This is a genomic window from Marinobacter shunpengi, assembly GCF_045449695.1.
Lineage (GTDB): Bacteria > Pseudomonadota > Gammaproteobacteria > Pseudomonadales > Oleiphilaceae > Marinobacter.
The window spans coordinates 192,021-208,761 of sequence record NZ_JBJJKZ010000017.1 but is presented as its reverse complement, the minus strand read 5'-3'; the positions used below and the strand labels follow the sequence as shown (position 1 = coordinate 208,761).

The 16,741-nt window shown below is 59.2% G+C and carries 15 protein-coding genes; 10 read left to right on the top strand and 5 right to left on the bottom strand.

The features are described from left to right. Positions 1 to 147 precede the first annotated feature (147 nt). Entirely contained in the window at positions 148 to 1,014 is an 867-nt protein-coding gene (locus ACJO2E_RS16220) for an alpha/beta fold hydrolase (protein WP_406965205.1), read from the top strand. 35 nt (positions 1,015 to 1,049) lie between these two features. On the opposite strand, the gene ACJO2E_RS16215 is transcribed toward ACJO2E_RS16220, so the two are convergent. Beyond that, entirely contained in the window at positions 1,050 to 1,670 is a 621-nt protein-coding gene (locus tag ACJO2E_RS16215) for a TetR/AcrR family transcriptional regulator (protein WP_406965204.1), read from the bottom strand. A 240-nt stretch (positions 1,671 to 1,910) separates the two neighbouring features. Here ACJO2E_RS16215 and ACJO2E_RS16210 point away from each other — a divergent pair, with 240 nt between their 5' ends. The 7 genes from ACJO2E_RS16210 to ACJO2E_RS16180 all read left to right on the top strand — a co-directional run bounded on the left by ACJO2E_RS16210 (position 1,911) and on the right by ACJO2E_RS16180 (position 9,773). Further along, positions 1,911 to 4,004, top strand: coding sequence for a 3-hydroxyacyl-CoA dehydrogenase NAD-binding domain-containing protein (locus ACJO2E_RS16210; protein WP_406965203.1), 2,094 nt, complete (start codon positions 1,911 to 1,913; stop codon positions 4,002 to 4,004). A gap of 71 nt (positions 4,005 to 4,075) precedes the next feature. Continuing rightward, entirely contained in the window at positions 4,076 to 5,257 is a 1,182-nt protein-coding gene (locus ACJO2E_RS16205) for an acetyl-CoA C-acyltransferase (RefSeq protein WP_406965201.1), read from the top strand. Positions 5,258 to 5,363: 106 nt separating this feature from the next. Beyond that, positions 5,364 to 6,551 carry an acyl-CoA dehydrogenase family protein gene (locus tag ACJO2E_RS16200; RefSeq protein ID WP_406965199.1) on the top strand — a complete coding sequence of 396 codons (1,188 nt, stop codon included), beginning with the start codon at positions 5,364 to 5,366 and terminating at the stop codon, positions 6,549 to 6,551. A gap of 10 nt (positions 6,552 to 6,561) precedes the next feature. Continuing rightward, positions 6,562 to 7,710 carry an acyl-CoA dehydrogenase family protein gene (locus ACJO2E_RS16195; protein ID WP_406965198.1) on the top strand — a complete coding sequence of 383 codons (1,149 nt, stop codon included), beginning with the start codon at positions 6,562 to 6,564 and terminating at the stop codon, positions 7,708 to 7,710. 58 nt (positions 7,711 to 7,768) lie between these two features. Beyond that, positions 7,769 to 8,542, top strand: coding sequence for an SDR family oxidoreductase (locus ACJO2E_RS16190; RefSeq protein ID WP_406965196.1), 774 nt, complete (start codon positions 7,769 to 7,771; stop codon positions 8,540 to 8,542). A 320-nt stretch (positions 8,543 to 8,862) separates the two neighbouring features. Further along, complete coding sequence (locus ACJO2E_RS16185) at positions 8,863 to 9,276, top strand: GNAT family N-acetyltransferase (protein ID WP_406965195.1); 414 nt, start codon at positions 8,863 to 8,865, stop codon at positions 9,274 to 9,276. Positions 9,277 to 9,302: 26 nt separating this feature from the next. After that, positions 9,303 to 9,773 carry a GNAT family N-acetyltransferase gene (locus ACJO2E_RS16180; protein ID WP_406965194.1) on the top strand — a complete coding sequence of 157 codons (471 nt, stop codon included), beginning with the start codon at positions 9,303 to 9,305 and terminating at the stop codon, positions 9,771 to 9,773. An 868-nt stretch (positions 9,774 to 10,641) separates the two neighbouring features. On the opposite strand, the gene ACJO2E_RS16175 is transcribed toward ACJO2E_RS16180, so the two are convergent. After that, positions 10,642 to 10,818, bottom strand: coding sequence for a hypothetical protein (locus tag ACJO2E_RS16175; RefSeq protein ID WP_406965193.1), 177 nt, complete (start codon positions 10,816 to 10,818; stop codon positions 10,642 to 10,644). Between the two features lie 311 nt (positions 10,819 to 11,129). Here ACJO2E_RS16175 and ACJO2E_RS16170 point away from each other — a divergent pair, with 311 nt between their 5' ends. Next, positions 11,130 to 11,678 (top strand): hypothetical protein, encoded by a 549-nt coding sequence (locus ACJO2E_RS16170; RefSeq protein WP_406965192.1) that lies wholly within the window; start codon positions 11,130 to 11,132, stop codon positions 11,676 to 11,678. Positions 11,679 to 11,684: 6 nt separating this feature from the next. On the opposite strand, the gene ACJO2E_RS16165 is transcribed toward ACJO2E_RS16170, so the two are convergent. Beyond that, a complete protein-coding gene (locus tag ACJO2E_RS16165) occupies positions 11,685 to 12,395 on the bottom strand; it encodes a matrixin family metalloprotease (RefSeq protein ID WP_406965191.1) in 711 nt (236 codons plus the stop codon). 263 nt (positions 12,396 to 12,658) lie between these two features. Continuing rightward, positions 12,659 to 13,879: an NAD(P)/FAD-dependent oxidoreductase gene (locus tag ACJO2E_RS16160; protein WP_406965189.1), complete on the bottom strand. Its 1,221-nt coding sequence runs from the start codon at positions 13,877 to 13,879 to the stop codon at positions 12,659 to 12,661. Between the two features lie 561 nt (positions 13,880 to 14,440). Between ACJO2E_RS16160 and ACJO2E_RS16155 the strand changes: the two genes are divergently transcribed. Continuing rightward, positions 14,441 to 15,715 (top strand): DUF2254 domain-containing protein, encoded by a 1,275-nt coding sequence (locus tag ACJO2E_RS16155; RefSeq protein ID WP_406965187.1) that lies wholly within the window; start codon positions 14,441 to 14,443, stop codon positions 15,713 to 15,715. A gap of 173 nt (positions 15,716 to 15,888) precedes the next feature. Here ACJO2E_RS16155 and ACJO2E_RS16150 read toward each other — a convergent pair whose 3' ends face one another. Then, on the bottom strand, positions 15,889 to 16,395 hold the full coding sequence (locus ACJO2E_RS16150) for a PRC-barrel domain-containing protein (protein WP_406965186.1): 507 nt from the start codon (positions 16,393 to 16,395) through the stop codon (positions 15,889 to 15,891). Positions 16,396 to 16,741: the final 346 nt, after the last annotated feature.

Here is a 16,741-nt window from a genome sequence, read left to right as displayed (position 1 = left end):
CCCAACTCCCCGGTCGGGTGCTCTTTTTTCTTTTCCCGGGCGCCCCTGCAGGCCAATCCACTGGACAATCCGCTATCCGGCTGTCTAGGATGAAGTTTCGTTACGCAACCTGATTCAATAACCACCAACAACACCCAGGAGCCCGCCATGTTTCTCAGCGAACCCAAAACCCTGTCCACCCCACGCGGTACCTTCACCTGGCGCGAAGGCGGTGACACAAACGGCGCCCCGGTCGTGATGATCCACGGCTGGCCGGAAAGCTCCTACTGCTGGGAGCACGTCGGTCGGCACCTGAAAAAGGGCCTGCGGGTGATTGCCCCGGACCTGCGGGGCCTGGGCGACAGCGAGCGCACAGAGGGCCGGGAACACTACGTCAAACATGCCCTGGCGCACGACGTGGTCAGCATGCTGGACGAACTGGACATCGACGACTTCCAGTTGATCGGCCACGACTGGGGCGGCATCGTCGCCCAGGAAGTGGCGCTGGCGATTCCGGACCGGGTCAGCCGGATGATCATCATGAATATCGCCCTGGTCAACAACCTCAAGGGCAACATGGAGGTCATCGAGAAAGTACGTTCAGGTAGTAACAAGTCCTACTGGTACCAGCACTTCCAGCAGGAAAAGGGTCTGGCGGAGGCCATGATTCCCGGTAAAGAGGATGTCTGGATCGGGCACTTTGTCCGTGGCGTGGTCGAGCCGATTCCCGAGGATGCTGTTGCCGAGTATGTACGGATGTATTCCATCCCCGGCACTCCGGCCGCGGGTGCCAGCTACTATCGCACCTTCGCTGACGACACCAAGCGTTGGGCGGCACTGGCCGGACATAAATGGTCCATGCCCGGGCTGTATATCTACGGCAACAAGGACAGGGTGATTATCCCCGAGTACCTGAACCACATTGAGGACTGTTTCGAGTCCATCCGGGTGGAACAGGTGGATGCGGGGCATTTCCTCCAGGAAGAGAAACCGGAGGAAGTGGCCGGTCATATGAACGGCTTCCTTGAAGCCTAGTGTGCCGTTCAGTTAGTGCCTGAACCAGACGGGCACTAATCGGAACGCTGCCCCAGGGCCAGGTGGGCCACCAGCTGTTCAATCCGTTCCACCGCAGCTTCGTTGCCCTTGCGGCCCGCCTGCACCACCTGGGAGCCTACCGTTGCCATGTACATGAGCCGGGCCAGGTCTTCCACCTGATCCTCCGCTACCCCCAGGTGGCGGAACAGCAACTTGTTCTGATCGACACGGGCCCTGTCCACCTCATCAACAATCCGGGCGGCGTGTTCATTGCGGCGGGCAAAGTCACGAACGGCCAGCTCCACCTGAAGTCGTCGGATGTTGCGGGCGGCGTCCGTCAGCAGGATCTGGAGGAGCTGATGCAGTTCCTCCTCAGGGTTCTCCCCTTTTGGCCGCATATAGTCCAGTTCCACAAACCGGCGATCCCGCCAGCGATCCAGGAAGCTGACCACCAGGTCCTCATGATCCCGGAAGTGCCAATAGAAGCTGCCCCGAGTGACCCCCAGACGCTTGGCCAGGGTCAGCACCCGCAGGTTGCTGAAGCCACCGGCGGCAACCTCACCGGCGGCGGCATCCAACCAGTCGTCGCGGGTCAGTTGGGCTTTGCTTTTAGCCGCTTTGGGGGAACTCGGAGCCTTTCCGGATGCTTTCGCCATAAATCGGGTTCGGACCTCTGGAGCCGTTCTCAAAAGAATAAAACAAACTGATTCAACATGTTAAAGGTCGAATGAAAGGCTGTAACCACAGCGTCGTTGACCTTCATGCCGCCCATACATTACTGTACGGAATCCCCAGACACCAGTGTATGGAAGAAATTCGCGCGTTCCATCACGTGCATCGGCGGCCCCAACGTCTTACCCACGGGCCGCCACAGAGCGACCCATAAAGGAGCCAGCATGAGCACAGCACACTACGACACCAACGGTAATGTTGCCGTTATCCGCCTGGACAACCCGCCGGTAAACGGCCTCAGCCTGGGCCTTCGTCAGGGTATTGTCGAAGGCATCAAAAAGGCCGAGCAGGACAGCGCCATCGAGGCCATCATCATCACCGGTTCCGATCGGGCCTTCTCCGGCGGCGCCGACATTACCGAGTTCGGCACCCCCGCCGTCATGCAGGAGCCGATCCTGACCACCGCCATCCATTACGTCGAAACCGCGAAGAAGCCGGTGATCGCGGCCATCAGCGGCAACTGCATGGGCGGCGGCCTGGAACTGGCCCTGGGCTGTAACTACCGCGTGTCCACCCCGGACGCCACCCTGGCCCTGCCGGAAGTGAAGCTGGGTATCCTGCCCGGTGCCGGCGGCACCCAGCGCCTGCCCCGGGTGATTGGTGTCGAGCACGCCCTGAACATGATCGTGTCTGGCTCCGTGGTTCCCGCCAAACAGTTCCAGGGTACCCCGCTGCTGGACGAGGTGGTTGAAGGCGACCTGATGGAAGCCGCCCTGGCTTTTGCCCGCAAGGTAGTGGCCGACAAGATGCCGCTGAAGAAGGTGCGCGACCTGAAGGTGAAGCACCCGAACCCGCAGGGCTTCTTCATGTTCGCCCGCAACACCATCGGCGCCATGGCCAAGAACTACCCGGCTCCGCTGAAGTGCCTGGAAGCGGTGGAAGCCGCTGCCACCAAGCCGTTTGACGAAGGCATGAAGGTTGAGCGTGAAGGCATCAAGCAACTGATGCAGACACCGGAATCCGCGGCCCTGCGTCACGCCTTCTTCGCCGAGCGCAAGACCAGCAAGATCTCCGATGTGCCCTCCGACACCCCGACCCGCGACATCAATCAGGTGGGCGTGATCGGTGCCGGCACCATGGGTACCGGCATCTCCATCAACTTCCTCAACGCCGGCATCCCGGTGACCATCGTCGAGATGAAGCAGGAAGGTCTGGACCGGGGCGTGGAAGCCATCCGCAAGGTCTACGAAGGTCAGGTCAAGAAAGGCCGCATGACCGAAGAAAAGGCCAAGGCCAAGATGGACCTGCTGACCCCGTCCCTGAGCTATGACGATCTGAAGGACGTGGACCTGGTGATCGAGGCCGTGTTCGAGGAGATGGGCGTCAAGGAGCAGGTGTTCACCAAGCTGGACGAAATCTGCAAACCCGGCGCCATCCTGGCCTCCAATACCTCCACCCTGGACGTGGACAGGATCGCCAGCTTTACCAAGCGCCCGGAAGACGTGATCGGCCTGCACTTCTTCAGCCCGGCCAACATCATGAAGCTGCTGGAAGTGATCCGTGGCGAGAAGACCGCCAAGGATGTGCTGGCCACCGCCATGAAACTGGCCAAGACCATCAAAAAGACGGCCGTGGTCTCCGGTGTCTGCGACGGCTTTATCGGCAACCGCATGATCAACCAGTACTCCCGCGAGGCCCTGACCATGCTGGAGGAAGGCGCCAGTGTGCAGCAGATCGACAAGGCCATCGAGAAGTTCGGCTTCGCCATGGGCCCGCTGCGCATGGCTGACCTGGCCGGCGGCGACATCGGCTGGGCCATCCGCAAGCGCCTGTACGCGGAAAACCCGGGCATGAAGAAGAACCTGATCGCCGACCGCCTGTGCGAGATGGGCCGCTTCGGCCAGAAGACCGGCTCCGGCTTCTACAAGTATGAGCCGGGCAACCGCAAGCCCCAGCACGATCCGGAAGTGGACAAGGTGGTCGACGAGTGCCGCGCCGAGATGGGCATCACCCCGCGCAAGATCAGCAACCAGGAAATCGTCCAGCGTTGCGTCTACGCCCTGGTGAATGAAGGTGCCCGTATCCTCGAGGAAGGCATCGCCCAGCGCGCCTCCGATATCGACATGGTGTACCTGACCGGCTACGGCTTCCCGGTCTTCCGTGGTGGCCCCATGCACTACGCCGAGCAGGTGGGCCTGGCCAACGTGGTCCGCGACATGGAAGCCTTCGACGCCAACCCCAACACCCAGAAGGATTTCTGGAAACCGGCCGACCTGCTGGCGAAGTGTGCCGCACAAGGCAAAGGGTTTGACCAGTAAGGCGAGCGTCCCCGGAATCAACGAATTGACCGCCGGGGCCCTCACGGGCTTCGGCACACAGGAGAAAGATTATGTCCAATGATGTTGTCATCGTATCCACCGCCCGCACGCCCCTGGCCAAGTCCTGGCGCGGCGGTCTGAACATGACCCACGGTGCCACCCTGGCCGGCCATGCCATCCAGCATGCAGTCGAGCGCTCCAAGGTGGACCCGAACGAAATCGAAGACGTGCTGATGGGCTGTGCCCTGCCGGAAGGCTCCACCGGTAACGACGTCGCCCGCATGGGTGCCATCCGTGCCGGCCTGCCGGTATCCGTGGCCGGCGCCACCATCAATCGGTTCTGCTCCTCCGGCCTGCAGGCCATTGCCATGGCCGCCCAGCACATCGCCGTGGACAAGGTGCCGGTGATGGTCGCCGGTGGTGTCGAGTCCATCTCCACCGTCCAGGCCACCGTCAACCAGAACTACATGGCCGAGCCCTGGCTGATGCAGAACAAGCCGGAGCTGTACTGGTCCATGCTGCAGACCGCCGAGACCGTGGCGGATCGCTACAAGATCAGGAAAGAGGACATGGACGAGTACGGCGTGCGCAGCCAGACCCTGGCGGCCAGGGCCCGTGAGGAAGGCAAGTTCGACGACGAGATCGTGCCCATCACCACCACCGCCGGTGTCGCCGACAAGAAGACCGGTCAGCTTTCCAGCCAGGAAGTCACCGTGTCCCAGGACGAAGGCATCCGCCCGGACACCAACCTGGAAGGCGTCAGCAAAATCCGCTCCGCGATGGACGGCGGCGTGGTCACCGCCGGCAACGCCAGCCAGTTCTCCGACGGCGCCTCCGCCTGCGTGCTGATGGACGGCAAGCTGGCCGAACAGCGCGGCATGCAGCCCCTGGGCATTTTCCGCGGCTTTGCCGTGGCCGGTTGCGAGCCGGACGAGATGGGCATCGGCCCGGTCTACGCCGTGCCCAAGCTGCTCAAGCGTGCCGGCCTGACCGTGGACGACATCGGCCTGTGGGAACTGAACGAAGCCTTCGCCGTGCAGGTGCTGTACTGCCAGCGTGAGCTGGGCATCCCCATGGACCGCCTGAACGTGAACGGCGGCGCCATCGCCGTGGGTCACCCGTACGGCACCACCGGCTCACGTCTGGTCGGTCATGCCCTGATCGAAGGCAAGCGCCGTGGCGTAAAATACGTCGTGGTCACCATGTGTGTCGGCACCGGCATGGGTGCGGCAGGCCTGTTCGAAGTGGCCTGACCCGAACGTTCGTCCGAACGGACGATTGCGAATCCGACCCCGGGCCCCTGAGAATGCGCAGGGGCCCTTGTCGTAACAGAAGCGAAAGCGAAAGCGAGACCAATCCATGGACCTGAATTACACCCCGGAACAGGAAGCCTTCCGCCAGGAAGTGCGCCAGTTCCTGAAAGACAAGCTGCCCGCCGACATCCAGGAGCGGGTCCAGAAACGCCTGCGTCCCAACAAGGACATGGTCCAGCGCTGGCAGAAGATCCTGTACCAGCAGGGCTGGGGAGCCTCCACCTGGCCCGAGGAATTCGGCGGCCCGGGCTGGACCGAGGTTGAACAACTGATCTTCGAGGAAGAATGTGCCCTGGCCGGCGCCCCGCGCCAGCTGGACTTCGGCCTGCGCATGGTGGCGCCGGTGATCATGAAGTTCGGCAACCAGGAACAGAAGGACCGCCACCTGCCGGGCATCATCAGCGGCGACGTCTGGTGGTCACAGGGCTACTCCGAGCCCGGTTCCGGCTCCGACCTGGCCTCCCTGCGCACCACCGCCGAGCGCGACGGTGACCATTACATCGTCAACGGTCAGAAAACCTGGACCACCCTGGGCCAGCACGGCGACTGGATCTTCTGCCTGGTGCGTACCAATAAGGACGTGAAAGCCCAGGAAGGCATCTCCTTCCTGCTGATCGACATGAAGAGCCCGGGCATCGACGTCAAACCTATCATCATGCTGGACGACGAGCATGAGGTGAACGACGTGTTTTTCGACAACGTCAAAGTGCCGGTGGAAAACCGCATCGGCGAGGAAGACAAGGGCTGGACCTACGCCAAATTCCTGCTGGGCCACGAGCGCACCGGACTGGCCAATGTCGGCCAGTGGAAAGCCATGATGCGCCGCCTGAAAGAAATCGCCCGCGAGGAGCAGGACGACGGCAAGCCGATCATCGAGAACGCCCGCTTCCGCGACCGCCTGGCGCAACTGGATGCCGAGCTGCGCGCCCTGGAAATCACTGTACTGCGGGTGCTGACCGCCTCCAACGGCCCCGGTCCCGAGGCCTCCATCCTCAAGATCCGTGGCACCGAGATCGGCCAGCGCATGTTCGAACTGGCCATGGAAGCCACCGGCCAGGACGCCATCGCCCATATCCCGGATGCCCTGGAACCGGACTACGACGGCCCGCTGGTGGGCAGCATGAATGCCGTGCCCGGTGCCGGCGACTACTTCAACATGCGCAAGCTGTCGATCTTCGGCGGATCCAACGAGATCCAGCGCAACATCATTTCCAAGCTGGTTCTGGGCCTGTAAGGAGCGGATCATGAATTTTGAACTGACTGAAGAGCAGCAGATGCTGCAGGACTCGCTGCGCCGCTTCCTGGCCAACGAGTATACCGTTGAGAAACGCCGTGAGATCGTCAAGTCCGGCAAGGGCACTGACGGGACCATCTGGAACGCCCTGGCGGAAATGGGCCTGCTGGCCTTTACCTTCCCCGAGGACTACGACGGCCTGGGCGGCAACGGCATCGACACCATGCTGGTGATGGAATCCTTCGGCCGCGCCCTGGTCACCGAGCCCTACCTGGCCACTGTGGTACTGGCCGGCGGACTGGTACGAGACGCCGGCTCCGACGCCCAGAAACAGGCCATCCTGCCGGCCATCGCCAGTGGCCAGCGGCTGATGGCCCTGGCCGCCTACGAGCATGGCGCCCGCTACAACCTGGCCCACGTGAAGACCGTGGCCAAGGGCGACGGCAGCGACTACGTGCTCAACGGCGCCAAGACCGCCGTTATCCATGGCGGCCAGGCGAACCAGTTGATCATCTCTGCCCGCACCAGCGGCGATGTCCGCGATGAAAACGGTATCACCCTGTTCCTGGTGGACGCCGATGCCAGCGGCGTGACCGTCACCGACTTCGCCACCCACGACGGTTTCCGCACCGCCGAAGTGAGCCTGAAGGACGTAAAAGTCTCCGCCGACGCCATCGTGGGCGAGGCCGACAAGGGCTTCCCGGCCCTGGAAAAGGCCATCGACCAGGGCACTGCCGCCGTCTGTGCGGAAGCCGTGGGCACCATGGACGCCATGACCGAGGCCACTCTGGAGTACACCCAGACCCGCAAGCAGTTTGGGGTACCCATCGCCAAGTTCCAGGTGCTGCAGCACCGCATGGCGGACATGTTCATCCACGCCCAGCAGGGCCGCTCCATGGCCATCCTGGCGGCAGACTACGCCGACTCCGATGACCGGGACGCACGCCGCGAGGCCATCTCCCAGGCCAAGCTGCTGATCGGCCAGGGTGCCCGGGAAGTGGGCCAGGCTGGTGTCCAGCTGCACGGCGGCATGGGCGTGACCGACGAGATGTTCTCCGCCCACCTGTTCAAGCGGCTGACCCTGGTCAACCTGCTGTTCGGGGATGCGGACTACCACCTGGGCCAGGTCAGCGACAACCTCCTGGACAAGACCGCCTAACATCCAATAGCGGTGCCCGGCCCCGGGTCGGGCACCGGACAACAACAGGAGTCCCCCAATGAGCATCAAACAACTCTTCGACATGAGCGGCAAGGTCGCCCTGGTGACCGGCGGCTCCCGCGGCCTGGGCCTGCAGATGGCCGAAGCCCTGGGCGAAATGGGCGCCCGGGTGATTATCAGCGCCCGCAAGCAGCATGAGCTGGAGGAAGCGGAAAAGCACCTGAAGGACATGGGCATCGAGGTGAAAACCATCACCGCCGACATGTCCAACCGTGACGCCATCTCCTCTTTCGTGGACGAGGCCGTGGGCGCCTTCGGCGATATCGATGTGCTGATCAACAACGCCGGCGCCACCTGGGGTGCCCCGGCGGAAGACTACCCGGATGAAGCCTGGGACAAGGTGATGAACCTGAACGTGGACGCCATGTTCTTCCTCACCCGGGAAGTGGCCAAGCGCTGCATGATTCCCCGCAAATCCGGCAAGGTGATCAACATCGCCTCCATCGCCGGCCTGTCCGGTAACCCCGGCGACATGAAGACCATCGCCTACAACACCTCCAAGGGTGCCAACGTCAACTTCACCCGCGCCCTGGCAGCGGAGTGGGGCCACTACAACATCAACGTGAACAGCATCTGCCCCGGCTTCTTCCCGTCGAAGATGTCCCAGGGCCTGCTGGACGCCATGGGCGAGAAGATGCTGGAGCGCATCCCCCTCAACCGCTTCGGCGGCGAGGAAGACATGAAAGGCCTGACCGTACTGCTGGCCAGCGAAGCCGGCCGCCACATCACAGGCCAGAACATCGCCATCGACGGCGGCACCACCAGCTCGTAAAGAAAACCCTTCTCGGTTGCACTGGACCCCAGTGCCAGTCCTTGGCCCGGCCGCCTTTGGCGGTTCGGGCTTTTTTGTGTTGTGTAGCGGTCCCGGAATCGGCACCGAATCCGGTATGGTGAATGGTATGTTGAAAACACGAAATATGGAAGACACGCGATTTACGAGACTATTGTTTCCGATTAGTGCAACTCATTGATTGGAATTTAGTTTATTTTCGATAGGCCCCAACTTTTTCTTGGAGTTATCTGACGTTCTCGTTTTTTGCAATAATATGAAAGCCTTCTAATACGCTGTTATAAATCAGGGAGTAGCGATCAGTGGAGTGGCGCAAGGATGATTATCTAATCACTGACGACAAATCCAGGGTGCAACTGGATACGGTCCACCGCTTGCTCGCCGCAACGTATTGGGGAGATCGCCGTCCTCGCGAAATCATAGAGCACATGATTGCTGGCTCCATATGTTTCGGTCTTTACCTTGGAGCAAAGCAAATTGGTTTTGGGCGCGCAGTCACCGATGGTGCTACGTTTACTTGGGTAGCTGATATCGTGGTTGAGCCAGAGTTTCGGGGGGCAGGTCTGGGGCAGTGGATCATGGAATGTCTGGTTGCGCATCCAGCCATCAAGGGTACTCAAATGGTGCTGCAAACCCGTGATGCTCAAAGATTGTACGAGAAGTTTGGATTCTCTGGAAACAGTGCTCTCATGAGCACCAAAGTCACTGATTTATAATAGCAATCGTTAGAGCGCAAGTCCCCATGTCCACTTCTCCTATCATCGGCTACCTCGCAGATCATCCTGAAGCTCTGCCAGTCCTTGAGCGCCTGTTCCAGACAGAATGGTCCGAATATTATGGCGCGGGTGGCCCCGGTAATGCTCGCCGAGATCTTGTGGCATATTCAAACCGGAATCAATTGCCTGTCGGCCTCGTGGCATTTGTCGGCTTGGAACCCTGCGGGGTTATAGCGCTTAAGTCAGAGTCCATCACAACACACGGACATCTTTCGCCGTGGGTGGGTGGTGGTATGGTCGCGCCGCAATACAGGCGTAACGGTATTGGTGCGCGTATGGCCTCCGCCCTTGAGCAGGTAGCCCGCAACCTCGGTTTCAAGACAATCTACACAGGCACCAGCACGGCAAATTCTTTGCTCGCCCGTGAAGGTTGGCGGTTCATGGAACTGGTGCAATACAATGGCGAAGCTGTATCCATATATGAAAAGACGCTCTAACAATCACAGCCACAGTTACTGCATTGCGGTTTAGCCTCCCATTCCGTGGCCGCGCATGCTGGCAGCGTCATGCGACGTCTACAGGGCAAACGGTGATGCCCTCTTTCACGGGGTATAGTTCTGAGGAGGGTCCTATGAATTGGAGTAAATCGATTCGACAAGTTCATCGGTGGTTGTCCATCACGTTCACGGTGCTTGTCATCGTCAACATCGTTCTCAATTTTGTTTCAGTACCGGAACAGATAACCCTCTGGGCAGGTGTCATTACTCTGCTCCCCCTGGCCCTACTCATGCTCACCGGTCTCTATCTGTTCATATTGCCGTATACCACGCGGCGACATATCAGAGGCCGTACTATGAACGGTAATTGAAGAAGTGCCGCACGTAGAGGCAGGAAGCAGATAGAATAAGCGACCCACATATCAAGGCCAGTCCAGACTGACCCTGCCAACGTCCGCTGATTCAAAACCTGGCAGGGTGAAATCCTAACCAAAACCAAGAAAGGAAAGAATCGCCACGACGATAACGACCGCACCGACTATGTAGACGATATTGTTCATCTGTCACTCCTCCTTTTCACAACTCCGAATGGATGGTGGCACCGCCTTCCGTGGGGTGCGCGATGTAACGTCCTGTCCAGGCAACTCCTTTACCTCATCCACGTCCAGCATAGGTAATCGACTTTGCCAGGTATGTACGCTGGCACACGCAGGTGCCAAAAAAGCAGGATCGAACCTACAACCAGCAACACAAGGGCCAGAATTCTCTTACTCGCCATTTCACTTTTCTTCTGGTGGTTAGCTGAGACTTTCATCCTGCATGCCATCTGCAACGTCATTACTGCGCTTGGATCATGTTCCCAAACCGTTTACCTGGTTTCTTTTTTGGGGTCGTCATTGATATCCGACAGCACGCTGTCGTCCTTGCCGGCATGACGCTCCGGTTTCTTCTCATTCTCCTTGATTTCATCGGTCTCCTTACCGGCAACCTTCCCGGCTTTTTCTTTTTCGGCGCTGGGACTACCTTCGACCGGAAACTTTCTCATGAGCTGATCTCCTTAGGATGGTTCGTTTGGGCCCTGTTTCTCCGGATATCTCGTAGGGGATCAGGACCAATTCCATCCTAAAGGTCGTGCCCGGGCGGGTCGGTGCGTTGCCGAACGCTTGGGGCGTTATTTCCTGGGCAATACCTTCTGTGCGCTTACGTACAGACAGTCGAGCGGTCCGGCGCGGATCCTGAGAGTCTTCGTTCGCAACGGATGAAGGCGTCGGTATCTGCTGCGATACGGCCCGCGCCAAGGACGTAACGGCGCATTCTGGCAATGCAGTCTGAGAAATTCAGGCTAAGGAGCTTAAAATGAACAGAGTCAACACTGCGGCAATCACGGTCTGTCTTCTGGGTACACTGCCCCTGACAGTCTCCGCACAATCCGCCGACATCGGCCCGGATGAGGGCGACCGGGAATTCTCCATCTCCGGGACTGGCAGTAGTGATCAGAGTTTCGATAGCGGCAGCTTCGGCGTGAGCGGCGATCTGGGTTGGTACCTGCGTGACAACACGGTGGCCGGTGTCCGGCAAAGCATCAATTACGCCAGTATCGAAGGCGAGGACATCGAGGATGATTTCTGGAACGGCTCAACCCGTGGTTATCTCAACTATCAGTTCCTGGATGAGCGCGCCCGGCCGTTCGTTGGCGGAAGTCTCGGTGGCATCTACGGTGATGGCGTCAACGACAGTGCCTTCGCGGGTCTGGAATCGGGCCTGAAGTACTATGTGCAGACCAAGACATTCTTCCTTGCCCGGGTCGAGTACCAGTTCTTTTTTGACAGTTCCAATGACGTTGACGATGCATTCCAGGACGATGGCGCCTGGGCCTACACGGTGGGACTGGGTTACAACTTCTGAACCAGCTCAGAGCGATGGGTTGGCCAGAGCTGGCTCCGGGCCATTGGCGAGCCGGTCATCATTGACGGCTTGCCCGTAAAGTCGCCGGATTCCCCGAAGATCACCGGGCTGCAGTTCGGGGAAATCCTCGGTATAGCGGAACCCCATCACCTGCCCGGAGGGGCCGGGATGGTCCAGGCCGATGGCATGGCCAATTTCATGAATCAGCGTATAGCGGATGTCATAGGCATCCTTGTTGCCATCAAACCCGACCTTCCATTTGTGGTCGGGATTCAGGCACACCAGCGCCTGTTTGATGGCACGTACATCTTCCTTTTCCCCGGACGCGTAGGTCACATTGGCCAACGCCCCCATATACGGCTGGCCCTGGGCCCCGAGAATGATGTCCGCCTCCTGGATATTGCTGACCTGATAAAATGAAAGGTTGGCAGCGCGCTCCCAGACCCGGAAGGCCGCTGCGGTCTCATGCACCAGTGTCTCGTAGGAAAACTCCTGTCCTGAAAGCGCTTTCATGGGCGCCAGCTCACCGCAGTTACGTGCATCATCGAACCGCAGCTCCTGGTCAGCAAAGGCATAGCTGACGCGTGCCCCCGCCCCGAAGCTCTGCTCACCCCACTTGACCTTGTAACCGTCCAGCTCCAGCAACCGGTAGCCGGCTTCGCCGTCATCGGCAGACAAGGGGAACGATAAAGGCAGCAACGCGGCCAGAATCGGCATTCCTATTGAAAGGCGTACACCTGTATCTGTTCGCACCTGGGGTCCCCAAACAGAGATGACCGACAACACCGGAGTCCAGACAGCGGGAGTGCTGTGAAACGCCGGATCAGGACAACGAGCAGGTGCAATACTGCACAGACAGACTTTTCGCTTATGCCCGGATTGCACTGGGCATTCCTGCGATTACAGGACTCGAGTCTTTCAGGGACCATACCGACAACGGGAGGGGTTGTCGATTCAAGTGTCGTTACATCAGGTATCGTTTAGAACAGTCTTCCTAGCCGGGCAAAAGCAAACAACGCGGTCAATGGGTGCGAGCGGCGTTCAATCTGGGCGCGCAACAAGCCGGCGCCGATCATACTGTAGGTGATGCCGTTACCACCGTAGGCGAGCGCGAACAGGACGCGCGGGCCGTACTCAGGGTGGTGGCCGAATAAAGGCAGGCCATCGCTGGTTTCAGCAAAAGTGCCTGCCCAGGCAAAGGCCGGCCGGGCCTGGAGATGAGGGAATAGCCGCGTCACCTTACGCTGCAGAGTCGCCGTCTTGCGCTCGACTGACCGATCCCGGCGGGCCGGCAGGTCCCGGGCGTCATCTTCGCCACCCACCAGGAGCCTTCCTTCTCCGGTAGTGCGCAAGTAGATGTACGGTCGCGAGGACTCCCACAGCATGGTGGTTGCCAGCCACTGCAACTCCGCCGGGTCGACGGGATCGCTAATATAGGCGTAGCTGCTGAGATTCTTTGCAACACGCTGGCGCAGCCAGCTTTGTGATTCATAGCCGCTTGCAATCACGGCGTGCTTTGCCCTGATCACCATGCCGCTGTCAGTGGTGAGCTTTACCGATCGCGCGGTCGTCTTGATGGAGGTCACCTGGGTGCGATCGAATACGCTTGTACCCTTTCGCTGTATGCGCTTCAGCAGTCTTGAGGCGAGCCTGTATGGGTCAACCCTTGCCGCCACCGAGCTCAGGATGGCTGCAGGTGCTGTCAGCCCGTACTCGTCCTTGAGCCCGGCGCGGCTCAGCCAGCGAACCGGAAAACCGTGTTCCTCGCGCCAGGCGAACTCCTCGGCCAGGCGTGGGTGGTCAGCGCGATTGCTGGCATAGTAAAGGCTGTCGCAGTGGGCGAAATCGACATCTCCGACCTGTTGCGCCAACTCCCCGATCTCAGCTATCGCGTGCAAGCTGGACTGATAGGCCAGGAGTGCCGAAGCCTGGTCGTAGCGTTTGGCCAGATCCGTCGCATGGGTGTCGATTTCATACTGGAGCAAGGCGGTGCTGGCGGAAGTGCTGCCCCAGCAAACGTCCCGTTGATCAAGCACGATCACATCGTGGCCATGACCGGCCAGTTCATCAGCAATCAGCGAGCCGGTGATACCCGCGCCCACCACTACCACATCACAACTCCGATCCTTGTCCAGCTGCGGGAAGGCATACATAAGCCCATTCTTCACTGCCCAGAATGGATAGCCACTTTTCAGGTCCATCGGTGACCCCTCATACATCATTCAACGACAGTTCCGGCGTCGTGCTCGAGCCGCTGGCGGTCGCAAGAGAGCATCTCCTGGATGCCGAGCTGCTTCAGTTGCATAGATGGTAGCCAGCATTACTCGAGAGCGGTTGCGGCGTCGGTGCGTTGCCACACCGAGCGCCAGTCGACATGGGGTGACCGGGACTGATCCGGTTTGTCGCGTGCGTTGGTTATCGAACAGACGGTTTTCACCATCGGTGTGAGAATCCGTCAAGACAAACGGTTCGAGTGGTATCTCGGTTGCCCCCGGTACCCGCCTATGCGGTTAACTCACAGCAAGGCTCCGCACGCGCCTTCCACAGGATGTGACCAGGACTTTCCAGGAATTTTTCGATGCACCGAAGTCCTGTGCTGCCTAGTGTCCCGCCACAGCGAGGCGTTTCCAGTCTCGGCCGGGTCAACAGACCTCTGCGTATTCGTGAGCTGAACCAGCCATTACCCCGGACTCTTGGACGCGGCTACGCTTTTCTCACGCAGCTTTCTGCCAATATTACGCATAATGATGGAGGATATGGGGATGGGCCGATCGCCACTATGGAGCGCTGACAGGCTGCGCTTTTTTTACAGTCAGATTAAAGAACGCCTGTGGGTCAAGCCGCTATTCCTTTGCGTGCTTTCGATTGGAGCAACATTCCTGGCCAAGCTCGCTGACGATCTGGGCCTTGCCAGAGTGTTACCCGAGGTCAATCTGGACTCTGTCGAAACCCTGCTGTCCATCATGGCTTCGAGCATGCTGGTTATTGCGACTTTCGCGGTAGGCTCCATGGTCGCCGCCTATGCATCTGCCAGTACCGGTGCGACACCCCGATCCATACCACTGGTTATTGATGACGACGTTTCCCAGAATGCCCTATCTGTATTCATAGGGGCCTTCATCTTCAGCATTGTTTCCCTGATTGCCGTCAAAAATGACCTCTACGACTCCGCCGGCCTGTGTGCGGTCTTCGTGCTCACCGTTATCGTGCTTGCCACTGTCATCGTCACTTTCGTTCGCTGGGTCGACAGAATTGCCCGGCTTGGCCGGGTGGTGAACACGATTAAACAGGTTGAAAAAGCTGCCGCCGACGCTCTGGATCGTCGCCGCCACGCTCCCACGCTGGGTGCTTTGGCAGTTTTGCCGCATCAGGCCCCAGACAAGGGTGTTTCCGTATGTTCCCCGAAAGTTGGCTATATCCAGCATATTGATCTGGAGAAGTTACAATCCCACGCTGACGAGCTGAATTGCCATGTGGTGGTGTCAGCCCTGCCCGGGACATTTGTGAGCACAACCCGTCCGCTGCTATATGTAGAGGGGTGCGAGGCGTTCAAGCCAGACGACTTCTCCGCTGCCTTCACAATCCGCTCGAACCGCGCCTTCGATGATGATCCCCGCTTCGGCCTTCTGGCGTTGTCCGAGATAGCGGGCAAGGCGCTTTCGCCAGGCATCAATGACCCGGGAACCGCAATCAATGTCATAGGCGCTATGGTGCGACTTTTAACCCTTTGGCAATCCCCGCTTGAAAAGGACAGATTACAGGCGATCACCTATGACCGAGTATCGGTGCCGACGCTGATAGTTGATGATTTGTTCGACGATGCGTTTACGGCGATCGCACGGGACGGCTCGGCAATCGTCGAAGTGGCCATCAGGCTGCAGAAAGCTTTTCGTGCATTGGCCGAGTCAGATAACAGAATGATGGGCGCCGCTGCCAGGAAACATGCACAAATGGCCTTGGCCCGTTCAGAACAGGCGATGTCATTCCAGGGCGATATAGATGCTGTGCGCAATGCATTAGATTCGGAGTTCTATTAGTCGTCGTTAGCCTAGGACAACACACTTCCGCCCCTGTCCTTGAGTTCGCGCCAGTTACCTTCGATGGTGTCCTTGTTCATCGTTCTCTCTTTTGGCCGCCTTGTGAAGCAGAAACGGCAGGGATTTGAGCCCTGCCGTCTATTCATTTCAACAAACGTGCGGGGTACTGCAATTTACTGCTGCTTTTTGAACTCCGCCGCAGACTGCAGCTCCTCACGGGTCACGTCGATCCGGAGCTCGTACTTGTCAGAACTGCTCGACCTGGTTACGTTTTCCCACCCGATGGCTACGTCTTTCTCACCCATACTCAGGAATCCACCGACGCCAACGACAATGAAGACGACCTGACCATTTTTATCGATAATCAGCTCACTCACTGATCCGACTTCCTCGTCGCCAGCGGTTATAACCTCAGCGCCGATAAGGTCGGTCGCCCGCATGCCATCAGCCGGAGAGGAGTGCATGTAGGACTCGTTCTGCATGCCGGCCTGGTGATCCGCTTTCTGGTCACTTGGCATGGTGTTGCTTGTGGACTCCATGGTGTCTTCTCCATGCTCGGTGCTCTGCTGCTTCTCAACGCCATCCTTGTCGGCAGACTGTTCGGCAAGCAGCACCCCAGACCCCATTGCAATGGTTGGTGTCACCAATGCGTAAAAGGCCAGCGAATGTAATTTGTTCATGTGATTCTCCTTCGAATCGGGTTTGTACCGTCGGACAAAAGGTCCTGTTTAACCGCCTCATCACAACCTTTCTTCCCCGGAATCATTTTCAGGAAGGAGACCGAGTCGCCAAGTGGCGTGGAACTCGGGATGAAGCTCTAACCTACGCCGATCGAGTTGGCCAGTCCGTTCGCTGACACACCAAGGTGGGTGTTTGAGGGCTACGAAAGCAGCACGCTCAGCGATAGCCAACATGAGCTGGAGAGTTGTCGACACCGAATACGAGTGTTTTGCAATGGGGCAGACGGTCCCATACGGGTTCTGAAGCACATCCGGCCGGGCGAATAGTCCGGGTGTCACACGATCT